At 74.3% G+C, this 26,309-nt stretch carries 19 protein-coding genes; 6 read left to right on the top strand and 13 right to left on the bottom strand.

The genetic code is table 11. The features are described 5' to 3' along the window. Window positions 1-25: 25 nt before the first annotated feature. The 6 genes from ACIRBX_RS20135 to ACIRBX_RS20110 form a co-directional block, all read right to left on the bottom strand. Window positions 26-997 carry an ABC transporter ATP-binding protein gene (locus ACIRBX_RS20135; protein WP_402298383.1) on the bottom strand — a complete coding sequence of 324 codons (972 nt, stop codon included), beginning with the start codon at window positions 995-997 and terminating at the stop codon, window positions 26-28. Continuing rightward, window positions 994-3,039 (bottom strand): dipeptide/oligopeptide/nickel ABC transporter permease/ATP-binding protein, encoded by a 2,046-nt coding sequence (locus ACIRBX_RS20130; protein WP_402298382.1) that lies wholly within the window; start codon window positions 3,037-3,039, stop codon window positions 994-996. Before ACIRBX_RS20130 ends, ACIRBX_RS20135 begins: the two co-directional genes overlap by 4 nt. Continuing rightward, window positions 3,036-4,079 carry an ABC transporter permease gene (locus ACIRBX_RS20125; protein WP_402298381.1) on the bottom strand — a complete coding sequence of 348 codons (1,044 nt, stop codon included), beginning with the start codon at window positions 4,077-4,079 and terminating at the stop codon, window positions 3,036-3,038. Before ACIRBX_RS20125 ends, ACIRBX_RS20130 begins: the two co-directional genes overlap by 4 nt. Further along, window positions 4,076-5,626: an ABC transporter substrate-binding protein gene (locus ACIRBX_RS20120; protein WP_402298380.1), complete on the bottom strand. Its 1,551-nt coding sequence runs from the start codon at window positions 5,624-5,626 to the stop codon at window positions 4,076-4,078. The genes ACIRBX_RS20125 and ACIRBX_RS20120 overlap by 4 nt, the downstream gene beginning before the upstream one ends. Before the next feature lie 462 nt (window positions 5,627-6,088). Further along, complete coding sequence (locus tag ACIRBX_RS20115) at window positions 6,089-6,805, bottom strand: DsbA family protein (protein WP_402298379.1); 717 nt, start codon at window positions 6,803-6,805, stop codon at window positions 6,089-6,091. Beyond that, complete coding sequence (locus tag ACIRBX_RS20110) at window positions 6,802-7,221, bottom strand: RrF2 family transcriptional regulator (RefSeq protein ID WP_402298378.1); 420 nt, start codon at window positions 7,219-7,221, stop codon at window positions 6,802-6,804. The genes ACIRBX_RS20115 and ACIRBX_RS20110 overlap by 4 nt, the downstream gene beginning before the upstream one ends. Before the next feature lie 257 nt (window positions 7,222-7,478). On the opposite strand from ACIRBX_RS20110, the gene ACIRBX_RS20105 reads away from it, so the two are divergent. Beyond that, on the top strand, window positions 7,479-8,021 hold the full coding sequence (locus ACIRBX_RS20105; RefSeq protein WP_402298377.1) for a cupin domain-containing protein: 543 nt from the start codon (window positions 7,479-7,481) through the stop codon (window positions 8,019-8,021). A 124-nt stretch (window positions 8,022-8,145) separates the two neighbouring features. After that, on the top strand, window positions 8,146-8,790 hold the full coding sequence (locus ACIRBX_RS20100; protein ID WP_402298376.1) for a hypothetical protein: 645 nt from the start codon (window positions 8,146-8,148) through the stop codon (window positions 8,788-8,790). 351 nt (window positions 8,791-9,141) lie between these two features. Here the strand turns inward: ACIRBX_RS20100 and ACIRBX_RS20095 are convergent, their stop codons facing one another. Together ACIRBX_RS20095 and ACIRBX_RS20090 are read right to left on the bottom strand one after the other, a co-directional pair. Then, window positions 9,142-9,942: an arylamine N-acetyltransferase gene (locus ACIRBX_RS20095; RefSeq protein ID WP_402298375.1), complete on the bottom strand. Its 801-nt coding sequence runs from the start codon at window positions 9,940-9,942 to the stop codon at window positions 9,142-9,144. 145 nt (window positions 9,943-10,087) lie between these two features. After that, complete coding sequence (locus ACIRBX_RS20090) at window positions 10,088-11,740, bottom strand: alkaline phosphatase D family protein (protein WP_402298374.1); 1,653 nt, start codon at window positions 11,738-11,740, stop codon at window positions 10,088-10,090. Window positions 11,741-11,890: 150 nt separating this feature from the next. Between ACIRBX_RS20090 and ACIRBX_RS20085 the strand changes: the two genes are divergently transcribed. After that, entirely contained in the window at window positions 11,891-12,478 is a 588-nt protein-coding gene (locus ACIRBX_RS20085; protein WP_402298373.1) for a dienelactone hydrolase family protein, read from the top strand. 189 nt (window positions 12,479-12,667) lie between these two features. Here the strand turns inward: ACIRBX_RS20085 and ACIRBX_RS20080 are convergent, their stop codons facing one another. Further along, window positions 12,668-14,092, bottom strand: coding sequence for a DUF2079 domain-containing protein (locus tag ACIRBX_RS20080; protein WP_402298372.1), 1,425 nt, complete (start codon window positions 14,090-14,092; stop codon window positions 12,668-12,670). 123 nt (window positions 14,093-14,215) lie between these two features. On the opposite strand from ACIRBX_RS20080, the gene ACIRBX_RS20075 reads away from it, so the two are divergent. After that, entirely contained in the window at window positions 14,216-14,908 is a 693-nt protein-coding gene (locus ACIRBX_RS20075) for a response regulator transcription factor (RefSeq protein ID WP_402298371.1), read from the top strand. An 88-nt stretch (window positions 14,909-14,996) separates the two neighbouring features. Then, a complete protein-coding gene (locus ACIRBX_RS20070; protein WP_402298370.1) occupies window positions 14,997-16,466 on the top strand; it encodes a sensor histidine kinase in 1,470 nt (489 codons plus the stop codon). Window positions 16,467-16,526: 60 nt separating this feature from the next. Here the strand turns inward: ACIRBX_RS20070 and ACIRBX_RS20065 are convergent, their stop codons facing one another. Further along, a complete protein-coding gene (locus tag ACIRBX_RS20065; protein ID WP_402298369.1) occupies window positions 16,527-17,867 on the bottom strand; it encodes a DUF2252 domain-containing protein in 1,341 nt (446 codons plus the stop codon). A 169-nt stretch (window positions 17,868-18,036) separates the two neighbouring features. Next, window positions 18,037-19,038, bottom strand: coding sequence for an asparaginase (locus ACIRBX_RS20060; RefSeq protein WP_402298368.1), 1,002 nt, complete (start codon window positions 19,036-19,038; stop codon window positions 18,037-18,039). Between the two features lie 202 nt (window positions 19,039-19,240). On the opposite strand from ACIRBX_RS20060, the gene ACIRBX_RS20055 reads away from it, so the two are divergent. Further along, window positions 19,241-19,696, top strand: a complete 456-nt coding sequence (locus tag ACIRBX_RS20055) for an Lrp/AsnC family transcriptional regulator (protein WP_402298367.1) — start codon at window positions 19,241-19,243, stop codon at window positions 19,694-19,696. A gap of 24 nt (window positions 19,697-19,720) precedes the next feature. Here the strand turns inward: ACIRBX_RS20055 and ACIRBX_RS20050 are convergent, their stop codons facing one another. Further along, complete coding sequence (locus ACIRBX_RS20050; protein ID WP_402298366.1) at window positions 19,721-22,549, bottom strand: LamG-like jellyroll fold domain-containing protein; 2,829 nt, start codon at window positions 22,547-22,549, stop codon at window positions 19,721-19,723. Between the two features lie 171 nt (window positions 22,550-22,720). Next, on the bottom strand, window positions 22,721-26,281 hold the full coding sequence (gene dnaE, locus ACIRBX_RS20045) for a DNA polymerase III subunit alpha (protein WP_402298365.1): 3,561 nt from the start codon (window positions 26,279-26,281) through the stop codon (window positions 22,721-22,723). Window positions 26,282-26,309 lie beyond the last annotated feature (28 nt).

Below are 26,309 nucleotides of genomic sequence, written 5' to 3'. Positions count from 1 at the left end.
CAGGCGGGCGGCGGGTGACGGGGCGTCAGCGGGGCAGTCGGGCCCGCCAGTCGGGGGCGTGGTGGCAGGCCACGGTGTGGTCCTCGGCCAGCGGGCGCGGCTCGGGGAGCGTCCCGCAGGAGGCGTCCGCGAACGGGCAGCGGTGGGCGAAGGTGCAGGGGGAGGGCGCGGCGGCGCCCGGGCCGGGGGTGCGCAGCAGGGGCAGGGCGGCCCGACGGGACGGGTCCAGGCTCGGCGAGGAGGCGCCCAGCAGGGCGGCGTACGGGTGCGCGGGGCGCTCCAACACGGCTTCTGCGGGCCCCTGTTCGACGATCCGTCCCCGGTAGAGGACCGCGATCCGGTCGGCGATCCCGGAGAGCGAGTCCAGGTCGTGCGAGATCACCACCACGGCCAGGTCCAGCTCGCGGCGGAGCCGGTCCAGCAGTCGCAGGACGTGGTTGCGGTTGGAGGCGTCCAGCGCGCTGACCGGCTCGTCCGCCAGCAGCAGCCGGGGCCGGGTGACGATCGCCCGGGCCAGCGAGACCCGCTGGCGCTGGCCGCCGGAGAGTCGGCCGGGCGTGCGATCGGCCAACGCCCGGTCCAGACCGACCAGTTCCAGCGCTTCGTGGACCCGGCCGTCCCGCTCGGCGCGCGGCACACCGGCCACCGCGAGCGGCTCGCCGACCAGCCGGGCCACCGTCAGGTCAGGGTCCAGCGAGCGCAGCGGGTCCTGGAACAGGTACTGCACGGCGCCGGACCGGCGGGCCGTCCGCAGGTCCCGGCCGCGCAGCGCGCCGAGTTCGCGGCCGTCCACGGTGATGCGCCCGGCGGTGACGGGGGCCAGGCCCACCACCGCCTTGGCCAGCGTGGTCTTGCCGGAGCCGGTCTCGCCGATCAGCCCGAGCACCTCGCCGGCCCGCGCGGTCAGGTCGACCCCGGTCAGCACGGGGGTGCGGCCGTAGCCGACCGCGAGGCCGCTGATCCGCAGGACGGCGCTGGTGCGGGTGGTGGTGCTCATACGGTGGCCTCCGTCCGGAGTGCGGTGGGGTGTTCGGTGGTCGACGCTCCGCCGAGGGCGAGGTCCTCGGCGCGGAGGCAGCGGACCCGGCGGCCGGAGCCCGAGCCGAGGCCGGAGTCCGGGCCGTGGCCCGCACCGACCGGGGTGAGGCCGATCGGGGTCTCGGTGCAGGCGGTGGTGGCGTACGGGCAGCGGTCGGCGAAGCGGCAGCCCGGCCCGGCGGTGCCGGGCTCCGGCGGGCGGCCCGGGATGACGGCCAGGTCGCGGCGGTCGCGGCGGCCGAGCGAGGCGACCCGCAGCAGCGCCTCGGTGTACGGGTGGGCGGGGGCGGCCACCACCTCGGCGGTGGGGCCCTCCTCGACGATCTCCCCGGCGTAGAACACCAGGATCCGGTCGCAGACCTCGGCCACCACCGCCAGGTCGTGACTGACCAGCAGCAGGGCCAGGCCGCGTTCGCGGCGCAGGGTGTCCAGCAGGTCCAGCACCTCGGCCTGCACCACGGTGTCCAGGGCGGTGGTGGCCTCGTCGGCCACCAGCAGCCCCGGGTCCTGGGCGACCGCGATGGCGATCAGCACGCGCTGGAGCATGCCGCCGGAGAGCTCGTGCGGGTAGCTGTCGTGCACGGTCTGCGGGTCCCGGAGGCCGACCGCCGTGAACAGCTCCACCGCCCGCTCGCGGGCCTCGGCCCGGCTCAGCCCGAGCCGGGTGCGCAGCGGTTCGCCGAGTTGGCGGCCCACGGTGAGCGCGGGGTTGAGGTAGGAGCCCGGGTCCTGGAAGACGGCGCCCAGGCGCTCGCCGCGCAGCCGCTGCCACTGACGGTCGGTCAGGCCGGCCAGCTCGACGGCCGGGTGGCCGCCGGAGGGTCCGAGCGCGATCCGGCCGGCCGAGACCTCGACCCCCGGGGCGAGGAGGCCGAGCACCGAGCGGCAGGTGAGCGTCTTGCCGCTGCCGGATTCGCCGACCAGACCGACGGCCTCGCCGGGGCGGACGGTGAGCGAGACGTCCCGGAGGGCCTCGGTGCGGCCGTGTCCGACCGTCACGTGCAGCCCCTCGACGCGCAGCGCCTCGCCGTCCGGCGTCCTGCCGTCGGGCGCCTCGCCGTCGGGCGTCCCCCCGCCGACTGCTGTGCCGCCGACTGCCGTGCCGCCGAGCGCTCCGCCGTCGGATGCCCCGCCGTCCGGCGCTGCGTCAACCGCCGTGCCCGCGGCGGGAGTCCGGAGCCTGCGGGTGGCCTTCGGCTCGGTCAGGTCGGTGTCCGCCAGGGCGTCGGCGAGCAGGTTGAGCGCCCCGATGGTGAGCATGATCAGCGCGGCGGGCAGCGCCGGGGCCCAGGGCTGCTGCGCCAGGAAGCCCAGGTCGCCGGCCAGCATGCCGCCCCAGGTGGGGGCGGGTGGCTGGACGCCGATGCCGAGGAAGGTCAGTGAGGAGACCGCCAGCAGGCTGGTGGCCAGCGCGTGCGCGGTGGTCACGGCGATGGTCGGCAGCACCTTGCGCCAGAGGTGCACCCGCAGGATCCAGGACCGGGAGGCGCCCATCAGCTCGGCCGCCTCGACGTACTGGGCCCGGTCCAGCCCGAGTGCGGCGGCCCGCACCACCCGGAAGTACAGCGGCGAGAGCAGCACCCCGAGGGCGGTCATCGCCTGGTGCAGGCCGTTGCCCAGCAGTCCGACGGCGGCGATCGCGAAGAGGGTGAACGGCAGGGTCATCAGGGCGTCCACCGAGCGCAGCGCCAGCCAGCCGCCGGCCGGGCCGAAGCGCACCGAGAGCAGGCCGGGCACCACCCCGATCAGCGCGGCCACCGCGACCGCCTCCACGGCGGCCAGCACCGAGAGCCCGGTGCCGGCCAGCAGCCGGCTGAGCACGTCCCGGCCCAGGTAGTCGGTGCCCAGCAGGTGGCCCGCGCCGGGGCCGCGCAGGGCGGCGGCGGTGTCCTGGGCCAGCGGGTCGTGCGGGGCGAGCCACTCGCCGGTCAGGGCGAGCAGCAGGACGACGGTCAGCACCGCCAGTGCCGCGCGGGCGACCGGCACCCGCAGCACGCTCATGCCGCACCCCCGGCCGTCGCGTCCGGACGGGCCTGGCGGCGGGCCGCCGGGTTGAGCAGGTGGAGCAGGGCGTCCACGGTGAGGTTGGCGACCAGCACCACCGCGACGGTGACCAGCAGGGTGCCCTGGATCACCGGCACGTCGTGCTGTTCGGCCGCCCGGAGCGAGAGTTGGGCGATCCCCGGCAGGTTGAAGATCCGCTCGGTGACCACCGCGCCGCCGATCAGCACCGGCACGCTCATGCCGAGGACGGTGACGGCCGGCCCGGCCGCGTTGCGCAGCGCGTGGCCGAGCAGCACCCGGCGGCCGGACAGCCCGCGCATCACCGCGCCGGTGGCGTAGTTGCGCTTCAGCTCGGTCACCAGCGAGGTGCGCAGCTGGCGGGCGATCCCGGCGGCGGCGTCCAGGCTGAGGGCCAGGGCCGGCAGCAGGGCGAACCGCAGCCACTCGCCCGGGCTCCGGCCGAACGGCACGTACCCGCCGGAGGGCAGCAGCCGGAGCTGGACGGCGACCAGGGTGATCAGGCCGATGGCGATCACGAAGGCGGGCAGGGTGCCCAGCAGGGTGCAGACGGCGGTGACCGCCCGGTCCACCCGGCCGCCGTGGTTCAGCGCCGCCGCGATGCCGGCCGCGCCGCCCAGCAGGACGGCCAGCAGCAGGGCCAGTCCGGCGATCGAGAGGTCCACCGGCAGGGCGGTGGCGATCGAGTCGGCCACCGGGACGGTGGTGAACCAGGAGACCCCGAGGTCCCCGCCGAGCGCGTTCAGCAGCCAACTGCCGTACTGCACCGGCAGCGGGCGGTCCAGCCCGAAGGCGTGGTCGAGCCGGGCGATGTCGGCCGGGGTGGCGGTCTCGCCCAGCACGGCGGCGGCCGGGTTGGCGTCGGAGACCGCACCGAGGCCGAAGGTGAGCAGCGAGGAGAGCAGGAAGACGGTGGCGGTGGCGGCCAGCACCCGCCCCAGCGGGCGGGGCGCCCGGGCCGCCCGGCGCAGCAGCGTCGGTGCCCAACTCACCGGCCGGAGCGGGACGGTGGTGCTCATGACGCGGTCACCCCCTCGAAGCGTTGGACCACGGTGAAGGACGGGATCGGCGAGACGGACTTCCGCCGGGCCAGCAGGCGCGGCACGCTGTAGAGGAAGGTGTTCGGCATGGTGCGCACCGCGAGCGCGGTGGCGGCCTGGAGCACCTTCGGGTACTCGGGGGAGTCCAGCGGGGTGCGCGAGACCAGCTCGACCGCCGCCGTCAGCTCGGGCGGGGTGCGCCGGCCCGGGTTCATCAACCCCTGCTCACCGAACAGCACTTGGAATGCCTGGGCGGCCGAGTCGCGGCCGGCGAACTGGTCGGAGGCCAGCGCCCTGGAGTGCTGGATGTACATGATCTGGGTGGCCTGGGCGGCCGGGATGACGTCGATCGAGGCCCGGATGCCGACCTGCTTCAGCTGGGCCTGGAGCTGCTCCGGCAGGCCCTGTGCGGCGGTGGTGGTCAGCGCGAGGTCCACCCCGTCCGGGAAGCCGGCCTCGGCCAGCAGGGTGCGGGCCTTGGCCGGGTCGTACCGGAAGACCTCGCCGAGCGTGGGGTCGTTGCCGACGTAACCCTTCGGGAAGGGCTGGTAGTTGACCTCGCCGTGGCCGAACAGCTGGGTCTTCACCAGGGCCTCGCGGTCGATCGCGTACTTGAGCGCCTCGACCACCTTGGGGTTGTCGAACGGGGCCTTCTCGACGTTCACGTCCAGCACCGCGACCACCAGCGAGGGGATCTCCTGCACCTCCAGCCCGGCGGCCTTGGCGGCGGCCACCTGGCTGCCGGGGATCTGGGCCACGTCGAACTGCCCGGACTGCAGCCCGGCGACCACGGTGGCCGCGTCCGGCAGCGGGTGCAGCTCGAAGTTCTCCAGCTTGATCGCCGCGGCGTCCCAGTAGGACGGGTTGCGCCGGAGCACCGCCTTGGCGTTCTGGGTGTACGAGACCAGGGTGAACGGGCCGGAGCCGGCCGGCCGGGTGGCCAGCGCGGCGGCGTCGGCCTCGAAGGCGGCCGGGTTGACCACCATGCCGGTCTTGCCGGCCAGCAGGTTGGGGATCTGGTAGTCGGGCCTGCCCAGCCGGAGCACCACGGTCTGCGGATCGGGTGCGGTGATCTCCGTGACACTGGTCAACTGCGGGGCGACCAGCGACTTCGGGGCCGTCCGGCCCCGGTCCAGGCTCTTCTTGACGGCGGTGGCGTCCAGTGGGGTGCCGTCCGAGAAGGTCAGCCCGGGGCGGAGCCTGAAGGTCACCGAGCCGCCGTCCGGGCTGTACGACCAGGAGGTGGCGAGCCCGGGGACGGCGTCGCCCTTCTCGTCCAGCTTGGTCAGCCCGGCGTAGACCAGGGACAGCCCGTGCACGTCCCAGCCGGCCGAGGAGAACACCGGGTCCCACGAAGTCGGCAGCGCCCAGCCCCACTTGAGGGTGCCGCCCGCCGCACCACCGCCGGCTCCGGCCGTCCCGGCGTCACCGCAGGCCGCCAGGGCCAGCGAGGCGCCGAGACCGAGGCCCAGGCCGAGCAGCGATCGTCTGCTGAGCGGGGTGCGGGAGACGGGGGAGCTGGTCATGACGGATCGTCACCTTTCGGGGGCGGGAGGCGGGCACGTCGGTGCGCGGCGCGGCGGGCGCAGGAGGACGGGCACGGGTGGGACTGGCACGGGAGGGGCGAGCACGGTGGGGCGGCGCTGTGCGGCGGAAGGGGGCGCGGTGCGGACGGGGCGCCGCGAGGAAGGGTGTGACGGGGCGGAGCGCGTGGGCGCTACGGGCGGGGCCCGGTCAACAACAGGGCCCGGCGAGCGGCCGGCGGGGCCGCGGCTGCATCGGGTTCATGGGCTCATCCTGGCCAGCGGTGCGAGGCGCTGTCAATGGACACCAAAAGGTGTCTGATTACTCCCAGGCTGCTGCAATGCGGGCTCAACACGCCGTTCACAGGGGGACGTCGAGTCGGCCACGGAGGGCCGGTGCGGGCCCGTGGTCCGGCGGCCGGAGGCTGCGCCGGACCACGGGCGTGTGACGTCTCGGTGTCCCGGTCAGCTGCCCGGCGCGACCTCGGCCAGGGCCGTGCGGTACTCCTCGGCCGGGCGCCAGCCCGGCACCACCCGGCGCCCGGCCGGGCCGGTGAAGACGAGGGTGGGCAGTGCGTACCGGTGGCCCTCCTCGGTCTCCTTCGCCCCGCCCGGGTGCGGGCCCTCGCCGCGCAGGCCGATCACCTCGGGAGCCGGCCGCCGCGCCTCGGCCCGGTCCCGGACCACCCGGGCCCGTACCTGCGGCCCGGCTGCCTCGGCCAGCAGCCGGGGCAGGTCCAGCCCCGGCACCGCGGCCAGCGCGGCGGCCACCCGCTGCTCGGAGTCGGCCGGCTCGCCGTGCACGAAGGCGCTCTCCCGCAGCCGCCGCAGCACCTCCTCGGCCACCGCCGTCCCCTGGCCCTCGGCCGCTGCCGCCGCCAGTGCGGACGGCCAGCTGCTGGCCGCCACCCAGCGCAGCTCGGCGGCCTGCGGGGCGCCGGTGTGCCGGGCGACCTCGGCCGCGTAGCGGCTGAACCAGGCGGCCTCCGCCACCGGGTCGGGGGCCGGCTCCTCGCCCTCGTCGAACAGGATCGCGAACACCCGCCGGTGCTCCACCGCGCCGGTCCACTCCGCGCGCAGCTCCCGCAGCCGGGGCTCGGCGCCCCAGGACCACGGGCACATCGGGTCGGTGTACTCGGCGACCTCCACCACCCCCGCCCGGACCTCCCCGGGCGGCGTCATACCGGCGTCACCCGCCCGCTCCGGAGCACCAGTTCGGCCACCGTGGTGCCGGTCAGGATCTCCACGGCGCGGTCCTCGACGCTGCGCCAGACGGCGGGCAGCCCGTGCGCCGGGCCCGGGTAGTCCAGGCCCGCCAGCGGTTCGCCGCGCAGGGTGATCACCTCCCCGTCCACCGCCCGCACCACGTCCAGCAGGCTGATCCGGTCGGCCTCCCGGCCCAGCCAGTAGCCGCCCTCGCAGCCGCGCTGGCTGCGCACCAGCCCGGCCCGGCGGAGCTCGCCCACCACGGACTTCAGGAAGCGGAACGGGATGCCCTGGGCATCGGCTATGGCCTCGCAGGTGAGGGGGCGGGACGTGTCGCAGGCGAGCTCGACCAGCGCGCGTGCGGCGTAGTCCGCCTTGGCGGAGATATGCATGGGCCGAGTATCCCCCGGTCCGGTGGATGCTCAAGTCCCTTGTCAGGTGCGGAAGGTGGTGACCGGCGGGAAAAGGACACCTCTTGACATCCTTTCGCCGCTGGGCCTAGCGTCCGAACCCCGGCCGGTGTGCGCCGCCGGGCGCCGTGGCCGGCGGCCGGCTCCCGGCGCCCCGGGCCCGTCGCCGCTGCCCGCCGCCGCTCGCCGCGCTGCCCGCGGGCCGTCGTCCACCTCCCCTCCCGCTCCGAGGAGTCGCCATGTCCACCGCCCACCTGCCGGATCGTCAGACCGAGGGACCCGAGCCGACCGTGGCGGGCACCGGCTTCCACCCGCACCTGCACGGCCACGAGGCCCCTGCGCCCGGCGGCCTCCGGGCCCGGCTGCACCACGTCAAGGCCGGGGAGTTGGACGGCGACACCGCGCAGACCGGGGGGATGCGGCGGTTCGCGGCCGTCAGCGGGAAGACGGTCGGCTCCGAGAAGCTCTGGATGGGACAGACCCACGTGGCCCCCGCCACCTCCTCCTCCGACCACCACCACGGCGCCTCGGAGACCGCCATCCACGTGGTCAGCGGCCACCCCGAGTTCGTCTTCGTGGACGACTCCTCCGGCACCCCGGAGGAGATCCGGCTGCGCACCGGGCCGGGCGACTACATCTTCGTCCCGCCGTTCGTCCCGCACCGCGAGGAGAACCCGGACCCGACCGAGGAGGCCGTGGTGGTCATCGCCCGCAGCACCCAGGAGGCGATCGTGGTCAACCTGCCGGGCCTGTACGCGCTCGGCGACGGGCCGGCGGAGTAGCCCGCCTTCCCCCGCGCGGGGGAAGGCGGGCCGTCCCTGCGGCCGACGTCCCGGGCGGGTCCGGCGGGGGATCGTCGTGGTGGCGCACGGAGGGTGCGCCGCCGCGAGGAGATGAGGGACCGTCATGCGCAAGCTGCTTCCGGTGATCGCCCTGGCCGTCTGTCTGGTGGCCGCCGCCGCCCCGGTGGCCACGGCCGTGCCCGCGGTCGCGCCGGTGCCGGTACCGCACGGGCCGGGCTGGGTCTCGGCCTTCGAGCCGGCGGCCGGCCCGGACCGGCCGGGCCCGCACCTGCTGCGCGGCTCCGGGCGGCTGGACCTGAACGGCCCGGTGCCCACCCTGCCGGACCGGATCGATCTGGCGGTGGACGCCGTGGGGGTGACCGGGCCGGGCGGCGGGGACCCGCTGTGGGCCGGTGGCCAGCTGACCATGCAGCACGTCTTCGCGGGCGAGGGCACCGTCCGGATCGCCGCCTCGGTGGACTGCGTGACCGGGGCCGGTGCGGACGGGACGGTGGTGACCGGGCGGGTGGAGACCTTCGAGGTCCTGCCGGTCGGGCAGCCCGCGCCGCCGGTGGTGACCGACTGGCACCCGGAGGTCTCGGTCTCCTTCCACCGGGACGCCGACGGCCACCCGCGGGTCGGCTGGTCCGGCGCGCCCCGCCGGGACGATCCGAGCGCGCCGCCGAAGGCGTTCCGCTGCCAGGCCCCGGCCCTGGGCGCCGGGCCGGAGCTCCACCTGGTCGACGGCGGCTTCGCCCGGCTGCGCTGAGCCCGCGTCAGGTCCCGCCGCGGACGGACCGGGGGCTGTCTCCTCGACGGGGCCGGCGGGCGTCGCCGGTGGCACGGGCCTTCCTTGCCCGGCACCGAGCGGGAGGGAGCTCCACCGGCTTCTCGTCGGTCGCCGATGCTCCGCATGGACTCTCCCCGGCCGGGGGTGCCCCGCTCCGCCTTCGGCGTCCCGGCCTCCGGCCGGGGGTGCCCCCTTCTCGCCGCCGGGGTACGCCCTCTCCTTGCCCGCCAACGGGGAGGAGAGGTCGTCGACGACGCCCGCCCAGGTGGCGGAGCCGCACGGTGGCACGGCCGACCCCCTCAAGGAGGCGGCCCCCAGGCCGGGCCTCCGTCAGGCCGGTGGGTGCAGCACCTCCGGGAGGCGGGGCAGGGTGAAGCCGAAGCGCTCGTCGTAGGCGGCCAGTGCCTCGGGGCCGGTCAGCTCCTCGACGGTGCGGGTGCCGTCCCCCGAGGTGTGGATCAGCCGGGTGCCGCTGAGGCTCAGCCGGCCCTCCGGGAGCTGGCGGGAGCAGATCAGCGAGCGGGTGAAGTGCGAGCCGGGCGAGGTGGTGTGCCACCAGCAGGTGGGCACGAAGTCCGCCAGCTGCCGGGGCTGCTGCTCCAGCCGGTACTGCGCCTCGCCGTCCTGGGAGACCACCAGGTACTCGCCGTCCGGGCGGACGGTGAAGGTGCCGCCCTGGTCCTGCTGGGGGTCCGTCAGGTCGAGCCGCAGCGGCTCGCGGATGAAGGCGCCGAAGCCGACGTCGGCCAGCCGGGGTCCGTCCGCCAGGTCGACCCGGAGGGCGAGGTGGTCGAACGGGATGGACAGCCGGTCGGGTGCGGCGTACACCCGGGCGGCCAGCACGGTCACCTCGAAGCCCAGGGAGCGGAGCAACTCGGCGAACAGGCCGTTGAGTTCGTAGCAGAAGCCGCCCCGGCGGCGCTCCACCAGCTTCCCGTACAGCGCCTCCGGCTCCAGCGTCACCGGCTCGCCCAGGTGGATGCCCAGGTTCTCGAATGGGACCGCGAGCAGGTGGGCGCGGTGCAGCGCGGCCAGTGCGGCGTGGTCCGGCCGGGCCGGACGGGTGGCGCCGATCCGGGCCAGGTAGGCGTCCACTCGGGCGGGGGTGAGGGTGTCGGGGTGCTGTTCCACCCGCCCATTCCACCCGGGCGACCGGGGCCGCGCAAGATCGGCCGGGCCGCGAAGGATCGGCGGGTCCGCGAAGGTGCGGTGGTGCGGTGCGGGAGCGGTGGTGCGGCGGCCGACCGGGTGTCGGCCGCCGCACCACCGGCGGGGGTCAGCGCGGGGACTTGGCGCGCTCCACCTGCTGGGTGCCGGAGCGGGTGCGGTAGCCCCGGGCCCAGCGGCTGGTGGCGTCCTTCCGGGTCCGGTCGGAGAGCACGTAGTAGTCCATCTGGACCGCCTCCGGCGTGACGTCCAGGACGCCGTAGCCGTGCGAGTCCAGGTCGACCCACTTGACGTGCGGGTTGGCCGCCTGGATCGCCCCGGCCGCCACCAGCGAGACGGTCTGCGGCGCGACCTTGAGGAAGTCGTCGATGTTGTCCGAGGTGACCGAGGTGACGGTGAACTCGGTGGCCGCGCTGCCCGAGAACGGGTAGGTGGCCGCCTCGAACGGGACGTCGGAGGCCCAGGCCGAGTGGATGTCGCCGGTCAGGAAGACCGTGTTGCGGATCGCCCCGCTCTTCAGGTGGCCGAGCAGCTCGCGCCGGTCGTGGGTGTAGCCGTCCCACTGGTCCGGGTTGACGGCCAGCCCCTCGGCGGGCAGGCCCAGCAGCTGGGCCAGCGGGCGCAGCAGGTAGCCGGGCAGCGAGAGGAAGGCCACCGGCGAGATCATCACCGAGTTGCCGACCAGTCGCCAGGTGGTGTCCGAGGCGGTCAACCCGGCCTTGAGCCAGTCCAGTTGGGCCCGGCCGGTGATGGTGCGGTCGGGGCTGTCGACCGCCCCGGTGGCGGCCTTGGCCTGCTCCGAACGGAAGGACCGCAGGTCCAGCAGCGAGAGGTCGGCCAGCTTGCCGTAGCGCAGCCGCCGGTAGGTGGTGCCGGCGATCGAGGGACGGACCGGCATCCACTCGAAGTACGCCTGCTTGGCCGCCGCGACCCGGTCGGCCCAGGCGCCCTCGGTGCCGGGGGTGTGGTTCTCCGCGCCGCCGGACCAGGCGTCGTTGGCCACCTCGTGGTCGTCCCAGATGGCGATGGTCGGGACGGCCGCGTGCAGGGCCTGGAGGTCCGGGTCGGTCTTGTAACGGCCGTGCCGGGTACGGTAGTCGGCGAGGTTCAGGATCTCGTGGGCGGGTGCGTGCGGGCGCACCACGCTGCCCCGGGCGGCGAACTGGCCGGTGCCGTACTCGTAGATGTAGTCGCCGAGGAAGAGGAAGGCGTCCAGGTCGCCGCGCGCCGCCAGGTGGCGGTAGGCGGAGAAGTAGCCCGCCTCCCAGTTGGCACAGCTGGCCACGCCGAAGCGCAGGTGCGCGGTGGCGGCGTCGGTCGCCGGGGTGGTGGCCGTGCGGCCGGTCGGGGAGGTGGTGCCCTCGGCCGTGAAGCGGAACCAGTACCGGGTGGCCGGGCGCAGGCCGCGCACGTCCACCTTCACGGTGTGGTCGGTGGCGGCGGTGGTGGTCACGGTGCCCGAGGCCACCACGGCGGTGAAGCCCTGGTTCTCGGAGACCTGCCAACTCACCTGGGTGTCCGGCCCCTTGAGCGATCCGGGGACGGCCTCGGCGGTCGGGGTGACCCGGGTCCAGAGCAGCACGCCGTCCGGCAGCGGGTCGCCGGAGGCGACGCCGTGCAGGAACTGCGGCGCGGCGGCGGCGCCGGCCGGGGCGGCAGCGGCCAGCGGGAGGGCGGCGGCGCCGGCGGTCAGCGCGGCGGCCTGGAGGACCCGGCGGCGGCGCGGCCGGGCGGAGGACAGGGCATCTGTGGGCTCAGTCACGTCCGACAAGGCTACTGAGCGGTAAGTCCTTGTCCAGGGGGCGTGCTGACTGTTCGTCGGCTCTTCACCGGGGCGTGGGACAGCCGGGTCGTCGGTGCGGTGGGCGATGATGGGGTGTTACCCCCGCACACCCGAGGTGAGGACCCCGTCGTGGCCCAGATCGTCCTGTTCCACTCCGTCTACGGCCTGCGGCCGGCCGTCCACCAGGCGGCCGAGCGGCTCCGGGCCGCCGGGCACCAGGTGCACACCCCCGACTGCTTCGAGGGCCGGACCTTCGAGGACGTCGAGGAGGCCATGGCGTACAAGGAGGAGCTCGGCAGCGAGGAGCTGCTGCGCCGCGCGGTGAGCGCCGTCGCCCCGCTGCTGGTGCCGGAGGCCCGGCTGGTCTACGCCGGGTACTCGCTCGGCGCCGCGCTCGCGCAGAACCTCGCGCTGGCCGACGAGAAGGCGCTCGGGCTGCTCCTGCTGCACGGCACCTCCGACATCCGGGAGGACGCCACCACCTCGCTGCCGGTGCAGCTGCACGTCGCCGAGCCGGACGCCTTCGAGCCCGAGGACTGGCTGAACGCCTGGTACCTCAACATGACCAAGGCCGGGGCCGACGTCGAGATCCACCGCTACCGGGGCGCGGGCCACCTCTTCACCGACCCGGAGCTGCCCGACTACGACGCCGAGGCCGCCGAGCGGACCTGGGCCGTCGCGCTCGACTTCCTGGCCGAGCTGGACGCCGAGGGCTGAGGCCCGCGAGCCCGGTGGCGCGGGGTGCCGTGCCGCGCCACCGGGAGGGCGACCGCCCGGCCCGGTCGTCCGCGCGCCGGTCGTCCGTGCTGCCCGTTGCCCGTTGCCCGTTGCCCGTCGCCCGTCGCGTGGTGCCTGGTTCCGTGTGCCCCCGAAGGGGGCCGGCCCGCGCCGGAGCCTGAGGAGCCGTCAGGGGGCCTTGCGCAGCACGGTGAAGCCCTCGGCGGAGTACACCGGCCGGTAGCCGGCCTCGACGGCGGCCCGCAGTGCGGGCGCCGTCGGGCCCGGGAAGACCGCCCGCTCGTCGGCGACCAGCCACTCCGGCACCGGCCGCCCGGCCGCGAAGGTGGCCGGGGTGAGCAGGTAGACGGTGGCCCGGTCGATCAGCTGCGCGGCCACCGAGTTGGAGGCCGCCACCACCGTGCCGTCCGGCACCAGGGCCAGGGCCGCCCGCCCGGCCGCCGCCTTCGGCGAGTCCGACCAGAAGCCGGGGGTGGTGGCCCGGGCCAGCAGCAGCGGGCCGGACGGTGCGGTGGTGAGGCTGAGCACGGCCGAGACCGCCAGCAGCGCGGCCGGCAGCAGCAGGGCGGCCCGGGGCCGCCGCTCGCGCAGTCGCAGCCGGGCCAGCGCGTCCACCAGGGCCAGGAAGAGCACCGGCATCAGCACCGCCGAGTAGTGGTGGTCGGTGCTCCAGTAGGCCGGGAAGCCCGAGGCGAACCGCCAGGCCACGGTGGGCACGGCCACCAGCAGCAGCGGGCTGCGCAGCGCCAGCAGCCCGGTCGGCAGCAGCAGCCACAGGGCGGTGGTCGCCTTGACGTCCAGCCCCTTGAAGAGGCCGAAGGAACCCGAGGCGGTGTTCAGGTAGCCGTACTCGCCACCCGGGTTGAAGGACGGCAGCACCACCATTAGTACCAGGGCCATGGTCAGCGGTCCCAGCAGACAGAGCGTCAGCCCGGCCCGCAGGTGCCGGCGCAGCAGCAGCACGCCGATCGCCGCCACGGTCAGCCCCATGTCCTCCTTCACCAGCAGCAGGGCCGCCGCCCACCAGGCGCAGGCGGTCCACCGCCCGTCCAGGTAGGCGGCCAGCGAGAGCGCCAACAGCGGGACGGCGAAGGCCACTTCGTGGAAGTCGAAGCCGACCAGGGTCTGCAGCCCCCAGGCCGAGGCGTACGCCAGCCCGATCAGCGGTGCACCGCGCAGGCCCCGGCGGCCCGCGCAGCCGGTGACCACGCCGGCCGAGAGCGCCACCAGGGCCGCCTGCGCCACCAGCAGCAGCTCCACCCTGGGCACCAGCGCGTACAGCGGCCCGAGCAGCGCCAGCACCGGGTGGAAGTGGTCGCCCAGCAGCGGGAAGGCCGTCAGGCCCGGGGCGCCCTCGCTGCGCAGCTCCGAGGCCGGCCAGTGCCCCTCGGCGTAGCGCTGCACCGCCTGTCCGAAGATGCCGAGGTCGTAGCCGGTGGTCTCCAGCCGGGCGTGCAGCCGCAGTGCCAGGGCCGAGTACACCGCGAGGACGGCGAGCCCGACCGCCCAGGGCGCGCGCCGCCGCCCCGGCTGCGGCGGCCTGGCCCCCACCTCCGGTGGGGCCGGGCGGGCGGGGGCGGTGGCCGTGGTCATCTGGTGAGCTCCGGGGTCGGCGACGGGGAGAGCCCGAGGCTCACACCGCACTGCTGAAGCCGAGCTGAAGGTTCCTGAAGACCTCTTCAGGGAGGGCCGGAGGATGGTGTGGATACTGAGCACATGCGCTTGCTGGTGATCGAGGACGAGGAACGCCTGGCCGAGGCACTCCGGCGTGGCCTGACCGCGGCCGGCTACGCGGTGGACGTCGAGCACGACGGACCGGCCGGCCTGTGGGCGGCGACCGAGCGCCGGTACGCCGCGATCCTGCTCGACATCATGCTGCCGGGGCTGAACGGCTACCGGGTCTGCGCCCGGCTGCGCGAGCGCGGCGTGGACACCCCGATCCTCATGCTGACCGCCAAGAACGGCGAGTACGACGAGGCCGAGGCGCTGGACACCGGTGCCGACGACTACCTGGCCAAGCCGTTCTCCTACGTGGTGCTGGAGGCCCGGCTGCGCGCGCTGCTGCGCCGGGGCGGCCCGGCCCGGGACGGACGGGTGCTCCGGGTGGGTGACCTCTGGCTGGACCGGGTGGCCCGCAGCTGCGGGCGGGACGAGGCCCGGATCGAGCTGACGGCCAAGGAGTTCGCGGTGCTGGAGTGCCTGGCGCAGCGGCCGGACGAGGTGGTCCCGAAGGTCGAGATCGTCGACCAGGTCTGGGACGCCAACTACGCGGGCGACCTCAACATCGTCGAGGTGTACGTGAGTTCACTCCGTCGCAAGATCGACGCGCCGTTCGGCCGGGAGAGCATCAGCACCGTCCGCGGGGTCGGCTACAAGCTGGTCGGCCGGGCGGACCGGATCGTTGCCTGACGTCGGCTCAGCCGGCTCGCCGGGGGCGCCGGAGGCGTCGGAGACGGTGTCCTGCCGGCTGCGCGCACGGGCCCGGGCGAACCGGAAGGTGACCGCCGCCCTGGTGGCCGGCGGGGCGGCGGCGCTGTTCGCGCTCGCCGCCGTACTGCTCCAGTGGGCCAGGAGCACGGACGGATCGCCGCCGGCCGACCAGGAGCAGCTGGAGGCCCTGAACCGGATCGACCCGGTGATCGGCCCGGCCGGGCTGCCCGGACCGCTGGTGCCGGCCCTGCTGCTGGGCTGGGTGGCGTGGAAGGCCGCCCGCTGGGCGGAGCCGGCCCGGGCCCGGCAGGTGGCGGTGATGGTGGCGACGGCGACCGCCCTGCTGGCCTGGAGCGACTTCCGCTGGGTGACCGCCTACTCCAGCTACCCGTTCGTCGAGGAGAACGTGGCCGAGTGGGGCCTGAAGGCCGCCGTGCCGCAGTTCGGCGCGGTGGTGGGCCTGGTGACCCGGTTCGCCCTGGAACCGCTCGGCCGGGACGCCCCGCTGCGGGCCCGCTCGGCGTTGCTGGCCGGCTGCGCCGCGCTGATGCCGATGCTCTTCGTCTCCCCGGTGCTGAAGGAACTCAACGCCCACGGACCGCAGTACGACCCCTTCGGCATCAACTGGCTGGCCGAGTCCGGCCCGCCGATGGCCGCGCTGGTGGTCGCCACCACGGCCTGGCTGACGGCCGGCCGGGCGCTGCGGCCGGTGGAGGCGATCCGGCGGGGGCTGGCCGATCTGAGTACCCGTTCGCTGGACGCCCGGGTGCCGGTGCCGCCGACCGGGGACGAGCTCACCGCGCTGGCCCGGACCACCAACGACGTGCTGGACCGGCTGGCGGGCTCCGCCGACCGCCAGCGCCGCTTCATCGCCGACGCCTCGCACGAACTGCGCAGCCCGATCGCCAATCTCCGTGCCTCACTGGAGGGTCCGCTCGCCCATCCCGAGGGGGTGGACTGGCAGGGCACCGTCCGGGACGCGGTCGGCGACATCGAACGGCTCCAGCGGCTCACCGACGACCTGCTGCTGCTCACCCGACTGGACGGTGGCGGGGCGCGCCCGGCCACCGCCGAGGTGGACCTCGGCGGGCTGGTGCTCGACCTGGCCGAGGAGTACCGCCACCTGCCCCGGGCGGCCGGCCTGCGGCTGACCGCCGAGGTCACCGGACGGGCCCGGGTGCCGGGCAGTGAGGTGCAGCTGGAGCGGCTGCTGCGCAATCTGCTGGACAACGCCTGCCGGCACGCGGACCGCGTCGTCGCCGTCCGCGTTTCGGTGGCGGAGGACGCGGTCCGGCTGGAGGTGGCGGACGACGGGCCGGGCATCCCGGAGGCCGACCGGGAGCGGGTCTTCGAGCGCTTCACCCGGCTCGACGACGCCCGCACCCGGTCGGTGGGCGGGGCCGGCCTGGGCCTGGCCATCGCCCGGGAGATCGCCGCCGGCCACGGCGGCACCCTGGCGGCGGGCCCGGCGGTGGGGGCGGACCCGGGGGCGGGCGGCGGCGCACTGCTCACCGCCCGCTTCCCGCACCGGAACTGAGGCCTGGTCAGCCCGCGCCCGAGCCGAGGCCGGTCGGCCCGCACCGGAGCCGAGGCCCGGTCAGCCCAGGCCGGGGATCGAGCCGTTGCGGAACAGGTCCACGAAGATCTGGTGGTCCCGGCGGGCCCGGTCCCCGTAGGCGTGGGCGAACTCCACCAGCATCCCGGCGAAGTCCGCGCCCTGCTCGCCGATCGCCCGGTCGATGGCGTGCTCGGTGGAGAACGGCACCAGCCCGTGGCCGCTGGAGGAGGCGTCGGCCGCCGCGTGCATCCCGGCGGTGGCCCGGCCCAGGTGGCTGACCACGTCCAGCAGGTCGGCCGGCTCGGTCAGGTCGGACCAGTCCAGGTCGGAGGAGTACGGGGAGACCTCGGCGACCAGCATCCCCTGGTCCCGGAAGGTGGTCCAGCCCAGCCACGGGTCGCTGTGCGCCTGCAGTGCGCGCTGCGAGATGACGGTGCGGTGGCCCTCGTGGACGAAGAACTCCCGGATCGCCGGATCGGCCACGTACTGCGACACGGCCGGGGTCTGACCCTGCTTCAGGTAGATGATCACGTCGTTCTCGAGGGCGTCGGTGTGGCCCTCCAGCAGCACGTTGTAGGAGGGCAGCCCGGCACTGCCGATGCCGATGCCCCGGCGGCCGACCACGTCCTTCACCCGCAGCGCCTCCGGCCTGGTCCGGCTGGCCGGCGGCAGGGTGGCCAGGTACTGCTCGAAGGCGGTCAGCACCTCGTCCCGGGTGTCCTGGTCCAGCGGGATGGTGCCGCCGCCGGAGCGGAACCGGCGCTCGTACCCGTCGATCACGGTGTCCTGCTCCAGCAGCGCCACCCGGGTCTGCAGCCGGGCCCGGCGCAGGGTCTCCAGCAGCGGGCCCTCGGCGGTGTCCAGGGTGTACGCCTCGGCCGGGTCACCGGCCGCGAGCGCGCCGATCCGGGCCCGGTAGGCGCTGGCGAAGGTGCGCACCAGCTCGGAGATGGTCCGGTCGGAGAGTGCCTTGGCGTAGCCGAGCAGGGCCAGGCTGGCGGCCAGGCGCTGGACGTCCCAGGTGAAGGCGCCGACGTACGCCTCGTCGAAGTCGTTGACGTTGAAGACCAGCCGGCCCTCGGAGTTGAGGTAGGTGCCGAAGTTCTCCGCGTGCAGGTCGCCGTGGATCCACACCCGGCTGGTCCGCTCGTCCAGGTAGGGCGCACCGTACTGCTGGAACGGAGCCGTGGTCAGGTCCGCGTAGTACAGCCCCGCGGTGCCCCGGTAGAAGGCGAAGGCGGAGGCGGCCATCTTGCGGAACTTCACCCGGAACGCGGCCGGGTCCTCGGCCAGCAGCCGGCCGAAGGCGGTGTCGAAGACCCGCAGGATGGTCTCGGCCCGCTCGGGTTCGCGCTGGGCGGCGTTCTGCTGCTGCGACATGCGTCGGTGTCCTCTGTACGGCGTCGTCGGGGGTCCTGCTCCGGATGACGTCACAGTATGCGGACGGGTTCCCGCGCGTCGGCCCCCGGTGGGTGACCGGGGGCCGACGCGGGGGTGAACGGACTTCCGCCCGCCCCCCGGGGGCCGGGCGGGCGCGGGCGAGGCCGGCTCAGGCCGCCGCGAGCACCGGGGTCTCGGCGGCCAGCACGCGGCGCAGCAGAGCGGTGCGCTCCACTGGGCCGGCTCCGGCGAGCAGCGCCGAGAGCACCGCGATCCGGGCCTGACCGGCCCGCAGGGTGCCGGTCGGCACCGCACCGGCCGCGACCAGGTCGACCGCGCCGCCGTGGGTGTAGATCTGGGCCACCGGGCCGGACTCCACCCGGGTGGTGAGCGCCACCAGCACGCCGGCGGCGGTGGCCTCGGCGACCGCCTCGACGAACTCGGGGGTGGCGTTGCCCGCGCCGGTGGCGACCAGCACCACGCCGCTCGCCCCGGCCGCCAGCGCGGCCCGGAACAGCACGGGGTCGGCGTCCGAGTGGTGCATCACCAGATCGACCCGGGGCGCGGAGCCGGGCAGCTCCGGCACCGCCAGCGGCGCGGGGCGCAGGGGCTGACGGAGGATCACCGCGCTGCCGAAGCCGACGTCCCCGACCCGGTGGCCGGACGGGTCGGCGAACGCGTCCGGCGCCAGGGTCTGCACCTTCACGGTGCCCCGGGCGGCGTGCACCTTGCCGTCGAAGACCACCAGCACGCCCAGGCCGCGGACGGTGGCGGCGGTCAGCAGCGCGTCGTAGAGGTTCCCCGGCCCGTCGCCCTCGGCGGTGCCCATCGGCAGCTGCGCCCCGGTGAACACCACCGGGCGCGGGTCGTCGTGGTGCAGGTCCAGCAGGAAGGCCGACTCCTCCAGGGTGTCGGTGCCGTGGGTCACCACGATGCCGTCCACGCCGGGGTCGGCCAGCACCTCGTGCACGGTGCGCAGCAGGGTGAGCTGGTGATGGGTGGTCAGCCGGGGGCTGTTCACGCTGAACAGGTCGACGACCTCCAGCTCGACGCCCTCCGGGACGGCCGCGGTGTCCAGCACCTCCTGGCCGTGGGCGTCCGCCGCGTACCCCGAGCCCTGCCAGCGGCTGGCGATGGTGCCGCCGGTGCTGATCACGACGATCCGTGTCATGGCTGCCTCCTGTGGCGGTGCGGGCCGGAGGGGTGCCGGCCGGAAAGGGGAGCAGCCCGGCCCCTGGCTGTTTGCCTGGGCCGGGCTGCCGTGTCGGTCTCCGCTGTGGCGGAACGCTCATCGCAAGAATAGGCGATCCGGTGCGCAATCCGATCGCGACTTCTTGCCCGAGCTGACGCATTCGAGGGCATAGCATTGCGCCATGGACCGCATCGACCGTGACATCTTGCGCGAGCTCCAGCGCGACGGCCGCCTCAGCAACCAGGAGCTGGCCCAGCGGGTCGGCCTCACCCCCTCGCCCTGCCTCCGCCGGGTCCGCCAGCTGGAGGAGGACGGGGTGATCGAGGGCTACCGGGCGGTGGTCAACCCGGAGGCGGTGGGCCGGGGCTTCGAGGTGCTGGTCTCGGTCGAGGTGCGCCGCGAGCGCGAGGCGGTCGAGGCCTTCGAGGCCGCCCTCCAGGACATCCCCGACGTGATCGAGGCGTACCGCCTGTTCGGCAGCCCGGGCTGCCTGCTGCGGATCGCGGTCGCGGACCTGAAGGCCTACGAGCGCCTGTGGATCGAGAAGCTCACCACCCTGGTCGGCGTCACCGAGGTGAACTCGCAGATCATCATGAAGCGCGTCAAGGCCCCGGCCGGCCTGCCGGTGTCCGGCTGACCGACCGGGGCCTCGACGGCCGACTCAGAGCTCGCCGGTCCCGGGGGCCGAGTTGAAGTCGGCCAGCCGGATCCGCTGCTGCTCCGTCAGCAGCCCCTGGACCGCCCAGACATCGTCGATCGCGCCGGTGAACCACTCCGCGTGGGCGCCGTCGGTCAGGGTGCGGCCGACCTCCAGACCGCCCTCGGCACGGAACGGCGCGGCGGGCACGGCTGCCGTGGCGGCCTCCGCCGAGCCGTCGACGTACAGGTGCAGCTGCCCCGCCGCCGCGTCGTACGCCACGGTCAGATTGCTCCAGCCGTCCCAGGCGCCGCCCGAGGAGGCCAGGGCAGCGGTGCTGACCTGACCGCCGGCGGTGTCGGTGGAGCGCACCTCGGCCTCCCAGCGGCTCGGGTGCCCGTCGGCGGCGGCCCGCCAGCGGAGCGTCAGCGCGCTGCCGGTGGTGCCCGGCAGGGAGAGCACGGTGGCGTCCCGGGACAGGTCGGCGGGCTGGGCCCAGGCCGAGACCGTGAAGCTGCGGTCGGTCCGGATCGGCGTGCCCGGCCCGGAACTCGCGGCACCGGTGCCGTCCAGCAGCAGCGCGCCGTCCATCCGCAGGCCGGCCCCCGGCTCGACGGCGGCACCGCCGGTCAGGGTCAGCGCGGTGCCCGCCGGGCCCTCGCCGGGGGTGGTGGTGCCGGTGGTGCCGTCCAGCCTCCACCGGCCCGTCACCTGCGGCTTGCGGACGGCCAGTTCACGGGCCTCGGTCGAGGTCACCACCCGGTCCCAGAGCCGGACGGCGTCCAGATCGCCGGCCAGGAAGTCGGTGGCGGTGCCGGCCCGGAGGCCGGCGCCGAGCTGGAGCGCTCCGGCCGTGGCCCAGGCCGGGGCGGCGGACTGGTCGGCCTCGCCGGCCGGCTCGCCGTTCACGTACAGGCGCAGCCTGCCCGCCGTGCGGTCGGAGACCGCGGTCAGCTGGGTCCACTCGCCCACCGCGCCGGTGCCGGGCGCGCCCTGGGCGGCCCGCAGCTCGGTGGCGGTGGCGGCGTCGAGGGTGCGCCGGCCGAAGACCCAGCGCTGGTCCGCGCCGGACCAGTACAGCGCGAACTGGCTGGTGGTGCCGCCGGTCTGGGCCAGCACCGTGCGGTCGGCGGTGTCCCCGGCGGTGGGCCGGGACAGCCTGACCCAGGCCGAGACCGAGAAGTCCCGCTCCCCGTCCAGCTGCTGACGGTCCGTCCGGGCCAGGTCGTCGACGCCGTCCAGGGCCAGCGCCTGCCCGGCGATTCCGGTGGCGGTCAGGGCCGCGCCGCCGTGCAGGGTGAGGGCGGAGGCCTGGGCGGTGCCGGTGACCTCGCTCCGGCCGGCCGGTTCGTCCAGCTCCCAGACCGCCTTGGCCCCGAGCCCGCCGGCGGGCAGGCCGTCCGTGGCCGGGCCGGTGGCCTCGGCCGTGGTCAGCGGGCGGTCCCAGAGCCGGACCTCGTCCACCGCTCCGGTCCACGGCTCGCCCCAGCCGCCGGCCGTCCGGGCCTGGCCGAGGTCGAGTGCGCCGTTCGCCGCGCGGACCTCGTCGGCCGGGCCGGTGCCGAGCAGCACCGAGCCGGCCTGGGCGCCGTCCACGTACAGGCGCAGCACGCCGCTCGGCCGGTCGTACACCCCGGCGACCCGGGTCCACCGTCCGTCCTCGGCCGCGGCCGGGGAGGAGAGCCGGACGGTCCGGCCGTCGGCCGTGGTGGCCCGCAGGGTCCAGTGCCGGACACCGCCCTGCTCCTCGGTGCCGAGGGCGAAAGCCTGACCCTGGTGGCCGCTCTGGCTGACGGCGGTGCGGGCACCGGCGCCCGCACCGCCGTCGGAGCGCAGCCAGGCCGAGACGCTGAAGCTGCGGGTGGTGTCGAGCACGGCGCGCGCGGTGCTGGCCCGGCCGGTGCCGTCCAGGCTCAGTGCTCCGCCCCGGTGGCCGGGCCCGCCGAGGGCGGCGCCGCCCTCCAGCACGGCCGGGAAGGAGCCGCCCTCGGCGGTGGCCTCCGGGCCGTCCAGGGACCAGAGCGCGCGCGGGCCCTCCCCGTCCAGCACGTGGAAGCGGTAGGTCACCCGGGGCGAGCCGTTGCCCGCCGCGTCGAACGCCTGCACCTCGACGGACTGGGGGCCGCTGCGCTCGGCCCGTACCCGGACGGTGACCGGCGCCCCGGGTGCGGTGGCGGACACCCGGACCGGGGCCGCACCCGGCAGGGTGTACTCGTAGCGGACCGCGTCGGAGGCGGGGGAGTGCAGGGTCAGCGAGGCGTACCGGCCCACGCCGTCGGCCCAGGGCAGGGACGCCGCCGGGTCGGCCGAGACCACGTGGGTGGCGGAGCTGACCTGCGGGGCCTGCGGTGCGGTGGTGTCGAGCCGGTAGCGGCAGGGGGTGGCGGCGCCGCGCGCGGACCACGGGCCCCAGGCCCGGCCGTCCCAGGCCCGGACGGTCCAGCCGTAGCTCCCGGCCGCCGGGGCGGGCAGCTCCGGCACGTCCGTGGAGAAGGAGGAGCCGGAGGGCCGGAAGGCGGTCGGGACGGTGGCCTCGGCCCCGGTCGAGTACCACCGGCGGGCCGCACCCGTCCCGTCGTTCCAGGAGACGGCGAACTGCACCCCGAGGGCGTCACCGTTCGGATCGGTGGCGGTCGCGGTCAGCCGGGGCGGTCGGTTCACGTCGGCCGGGGTGGCCGAGCAGGCCCCACCGGGCGTCATGGTCAGTGCGTCGGCCGCGCTCTGACGGGGTGGCAGGTTCCGGGCCGCAGCCGCGCCGTCGGCGGTGGCGAGCTGGGCGAGCGAGAGCGAGCTGACCAGGGTGCCGAGCGCGGCGGCGCCGGCGGCCCAACTGCGGGCAGGGCGGATCGTCACAGGTCTCCTGTGCTGGGGGGTGGTCGGTGTGACCACGACCTTTGCCTCCGCTTGACGATCTGTCAACGGGAATCAAACGGGTGAAAGGCCCGTAGCCGAACCGATCGGGAGAAGACGCCAGGCCCGCTCCCGCGACCGCGGGAACGGGCCTGGCGTCGTCCTTCCGCGCCGCTACAGCGCGTTGCTCCAGGCGGAGGGGCCGAGCAGGGTCTTCACCTCGGAGGCGAAGGCGCCGTTGTCGGGGTTGACCAGGAAGCCGAGCTCGAAGAGCGTGTTCTTCTCCCGCGAGGTGGTCAGCAGCCGGACCGGGACGTCGCCGGGGTGGGCGCGCAGGGCGCTCTTGAACTCGGAGACCATCTCGGGGTTGACCCGGTTGGACTGGACGGTGATCAGGATCGGCGGCTTGCCGCCGTGCTCGGCGGAGGAGACGTCCAGGGTGGTGATCTCCTGGCCGAAGACGCTGAGCGCGCCGTCCCGCTCGTTCAGTCGGCCGCGGATCGAGATCACGTTGTCCTCGACCATCTGCTCCGACATCAGGTTGTAGGAGGCCGGGAAGAACAGGACCTCGACCGAGCCGTCGCGGTCGGCCAGCGTGATGATCGCCCAGGCGTTGCCCGCCTTGTTGATCCGGCGGTCGACGGCGGTGATCAGCCCGGCCAGCCGGACCTCGCCCTCGGAGCGGCCGGAGCCGAGCAGCTCGGCGATCGAGACGTCGCGGTTGCGGGCCAGGATGTGCTCGGCGCCGTCCAGCGGGTGGCTGGAGACGTAGAGGCCGAGCATCTCCCGCTCCAGCGAGAGGAGTTGCTTGCGCGGCCACTCCTTCTCGGTGAGCTCGAAGTCCAGCCCGATGGTCGGGATGTCCTCGCCGGTGTCCATCGCGCCGAACAGGTCGTCCTGGCCGATCGCCTGCTGCTTCTTGACCCCGGTGACGGCGTCGATCGCGTTCTCGTGCACCGAGTTGAGCGAGAGCCGGGTGTGTCCGAGGGAGTCGAAGCCGCCGGCCTTGATCAGCGAGTCGACGGTGCGCTTGTTGCACACCACCAGCTCGACCTTGTCCAGGAAGTCCGCGAAGGAGGCGTACTTGCCCTTCTCCTTGCGGGTGTTGACGAGGGATTCGATGACCGGGACGCCGACGTTGCGGACGGCCTTGAGGCCGAAGCGGACGTCGGTGCCGACGGCGGTGAAGTCGACCACCGACTCGTTGACGTCCGGGGAGAGGATCTTGATGCCCATCGCCCGGCACTCGGCCAGGTAGACGGCCATCTTGTCCTTGTCGTCCGCGACCGAGGTGAGCAGGGCGGCCATGTACTCGGCGGGGTAGTTCGCCTTCAGGTAGGCCGTCTGGTAGGAGACCAGGCCGTACGCGGCGGAGTGCGATTTGTTGAACGCGTAGCCGGCGAACGGGACCAGCACGTCCCAGACCGCCTGGATCGCCTCGTCCGAGTAGCCGCGCTCCTTGCAGCCCGCGTGGAAGGGGACGAACTCCTTCTCCAGGACCTCCTTCTTCTTCTTGCCCATCGCGCGGCGGAGCAGGTCGGCCTGTCCGAGGCTGTAGCCGGCCAGCACCTGGGCGGCTCGCTGCACCTGCTCCTGATAGACGATCAGGCCGTAGGTGGGGCCGAGCACCTCCTTGAGCGGCTCCTCCAGCTCGGGGTGGATCGGCAGGATCTCCTGCTGGGCGTTCTTGCGGAGCGCGTAGTTGGTGTGCGAGTTCATGCCCATCGGGCCGGGCCGGTACAGCGCCGAGACGGCGGAGATGTCGGCGAACTCGGTGGGCTTCATCAGCCGCAGCAGGGCGCGCATGGGGCCACCGTCGAGCTGGAAGACGCCGAGCGTGTCGCCCCGGGCCAGCATCTGGTAGGTGGTCGGGTCGTCGATCGGGATCTTCTCGATGTCGACGTCCATGCCCCGGTTGGACTTGATGATCTTGAGGCAGTGGTCGATGATGCCCAGGTTCCGCAGACCCAGGAAGTCCATCTTGATCAGGCCCATGGCTTCGCACGACGGGTAGTCGAAGCCGGTGATGATCACGCCGTCCTTGTCCCGCTTGTGCAGCGGGATCAGTTCCAGCAGCGGCGTGGAGGAGAGGATGACCGCCGCGGCGTGCACGCCGGTGCCGCGGATCAGGCCCTCGATGCCCAGGCCGGTGTCGATGATCTTCTTCACGTCCGGCTCGTTGCCGTACATGTTCCGGATCTCGGTGCCCTCGTTGTAGCGAGGGTGCTTCTCGTTGAACAGGTCGGCGAGCGGGACGCCCTTGCCCATCACGTCCGGCGGCATCGCCTTGGTGATCCGGTCGCCCATCGCGAACGGGTAGCCCAGGATGCGGTTGGCGTCCTTCACGGCCGCCTTCGCCTTGATGGTGCCGAAGGTGTTCACCTGGGCGGTGTACGCCTCGCCGTACTTGTCGGTGACGTAGCGCACCATCTGGTCGCGCTGGCGGTCGTCGAAGTCGATGTCGACGTCCGGGGGGTTGATGCGCTCGGGGTTCAGGAAGCGCTCGAAGAGGAGGTCGTGCTCCAGCGGATCGAGCTGGGTGATGCCGGTGAGGTAGGCCACCATCGAGCCGGCCGCCGAGCCACGGCCGGGGCCGACCGAGATCCCGTTGTCCCGGCCGTACTGGCAGATGTCGGCGACCACGAGGAAGTACGCGTCGAAGCCCATCGGGGAGATGACGCCCATCTCCAGCTCGATCCGGTCCAGCACCTCCTGGCTGGGGCTGTCCCCGTACCGGTGCTGCACGCCCTCGGCGATCTTCTTGCGCAGGTACGAGGCCTGGGTCTCGCCCTCCGGCACGTCGAACTGCGGCATCCGGTCGACGTAGTTGAAGACCTCGTCGTACGGCTCGATCCGGGAGGCGATCTCCAGGGTGTTCCGGCAGGCGTCGGGGAGCTCGCGGAAGAGCTCCTGCATCTCGTCGGCGGTCTTGATGTAGTAGCCGGTGCCCTGGAACTTGAAGCGGTTCGGGTCGTCCTTGTTCTTGCCCACGCCCACGCAGAGCAGCGAGTCGTGGGCGTCGGCCTGATCGGCCGTCACGTAGTGCGAGTCGTTGGTGGCCAGCAGCGGGATGTCCAGCTGCTTGGCCAGGCGCAGCAGACCGTCCCGGACGTCGCGCTCGATGGACAGGTCGTGGTCCATCAGCTCCAGGAAGTAGTTCTCCCGGCCGAAGATCTGCTGGTAGGCGTCGGCGGCCTTGACCGCCTCCTCGTACTGGCCGAGCCGCAGGCGGGTCTGCACCTCGCCGGACGGGCAGCCGGTGGTGGCGATGATCCCGGTGGCGTTCGCGGCGATCAGCTCGCGGTCCATCCGGGGCTTCATGTAGTAGCCCTCCATCGACGCGAGCGAGGAGAGCTTGAAGAGGTTCCGCAGACCGGTGGCGTTCTGCGCCCACATGGTCATGTGGGTGTACCGGCCGCCGCCGGAGACGTCCTTGCCGCCCTCGCCGTCCGCGCTCACCTCGCGCTTGCCGCCCGGGGCCCAGAAGACCGGCTTCTTCTCGAAGCGGGAGCCGGGGGCGACGTACGCCTCGATGCCGATGATCGGGGTGACGCCGTCGAACTTCTTCGAGGTCTGGAAGAACTCGTACGCGCCGAACATGTTCCCGTGGTCGCTCATCGCGATCGCGGGCATGCCCTGCTTGGCCACCTCGCCGAACAGCTTCCCGTTCTTCGCAGCTCCGTCGAGCATCGAGTACTCGGTGTGGACATGCAGGTGAACAAAGCTGTCGGCCACTTTGGGACGGCTCCTCGGCTAGACGGAA

It is taken from the genome of Kitasatospora sp. NPDC096147, from assembly GCF_044763225.1.
In the GTDB taxonomy this organism is placed as follows: Bacteria; Actinomycetota; Actinomycetes; order Streptomycetales; family Streptomycetaceae; genus Kitasatospora.
The sequence above is the reverse complement of the archived record's forward strand: the minus strand, read 5'-3'. Positions and strand labels throughout refer to the sequence as shown.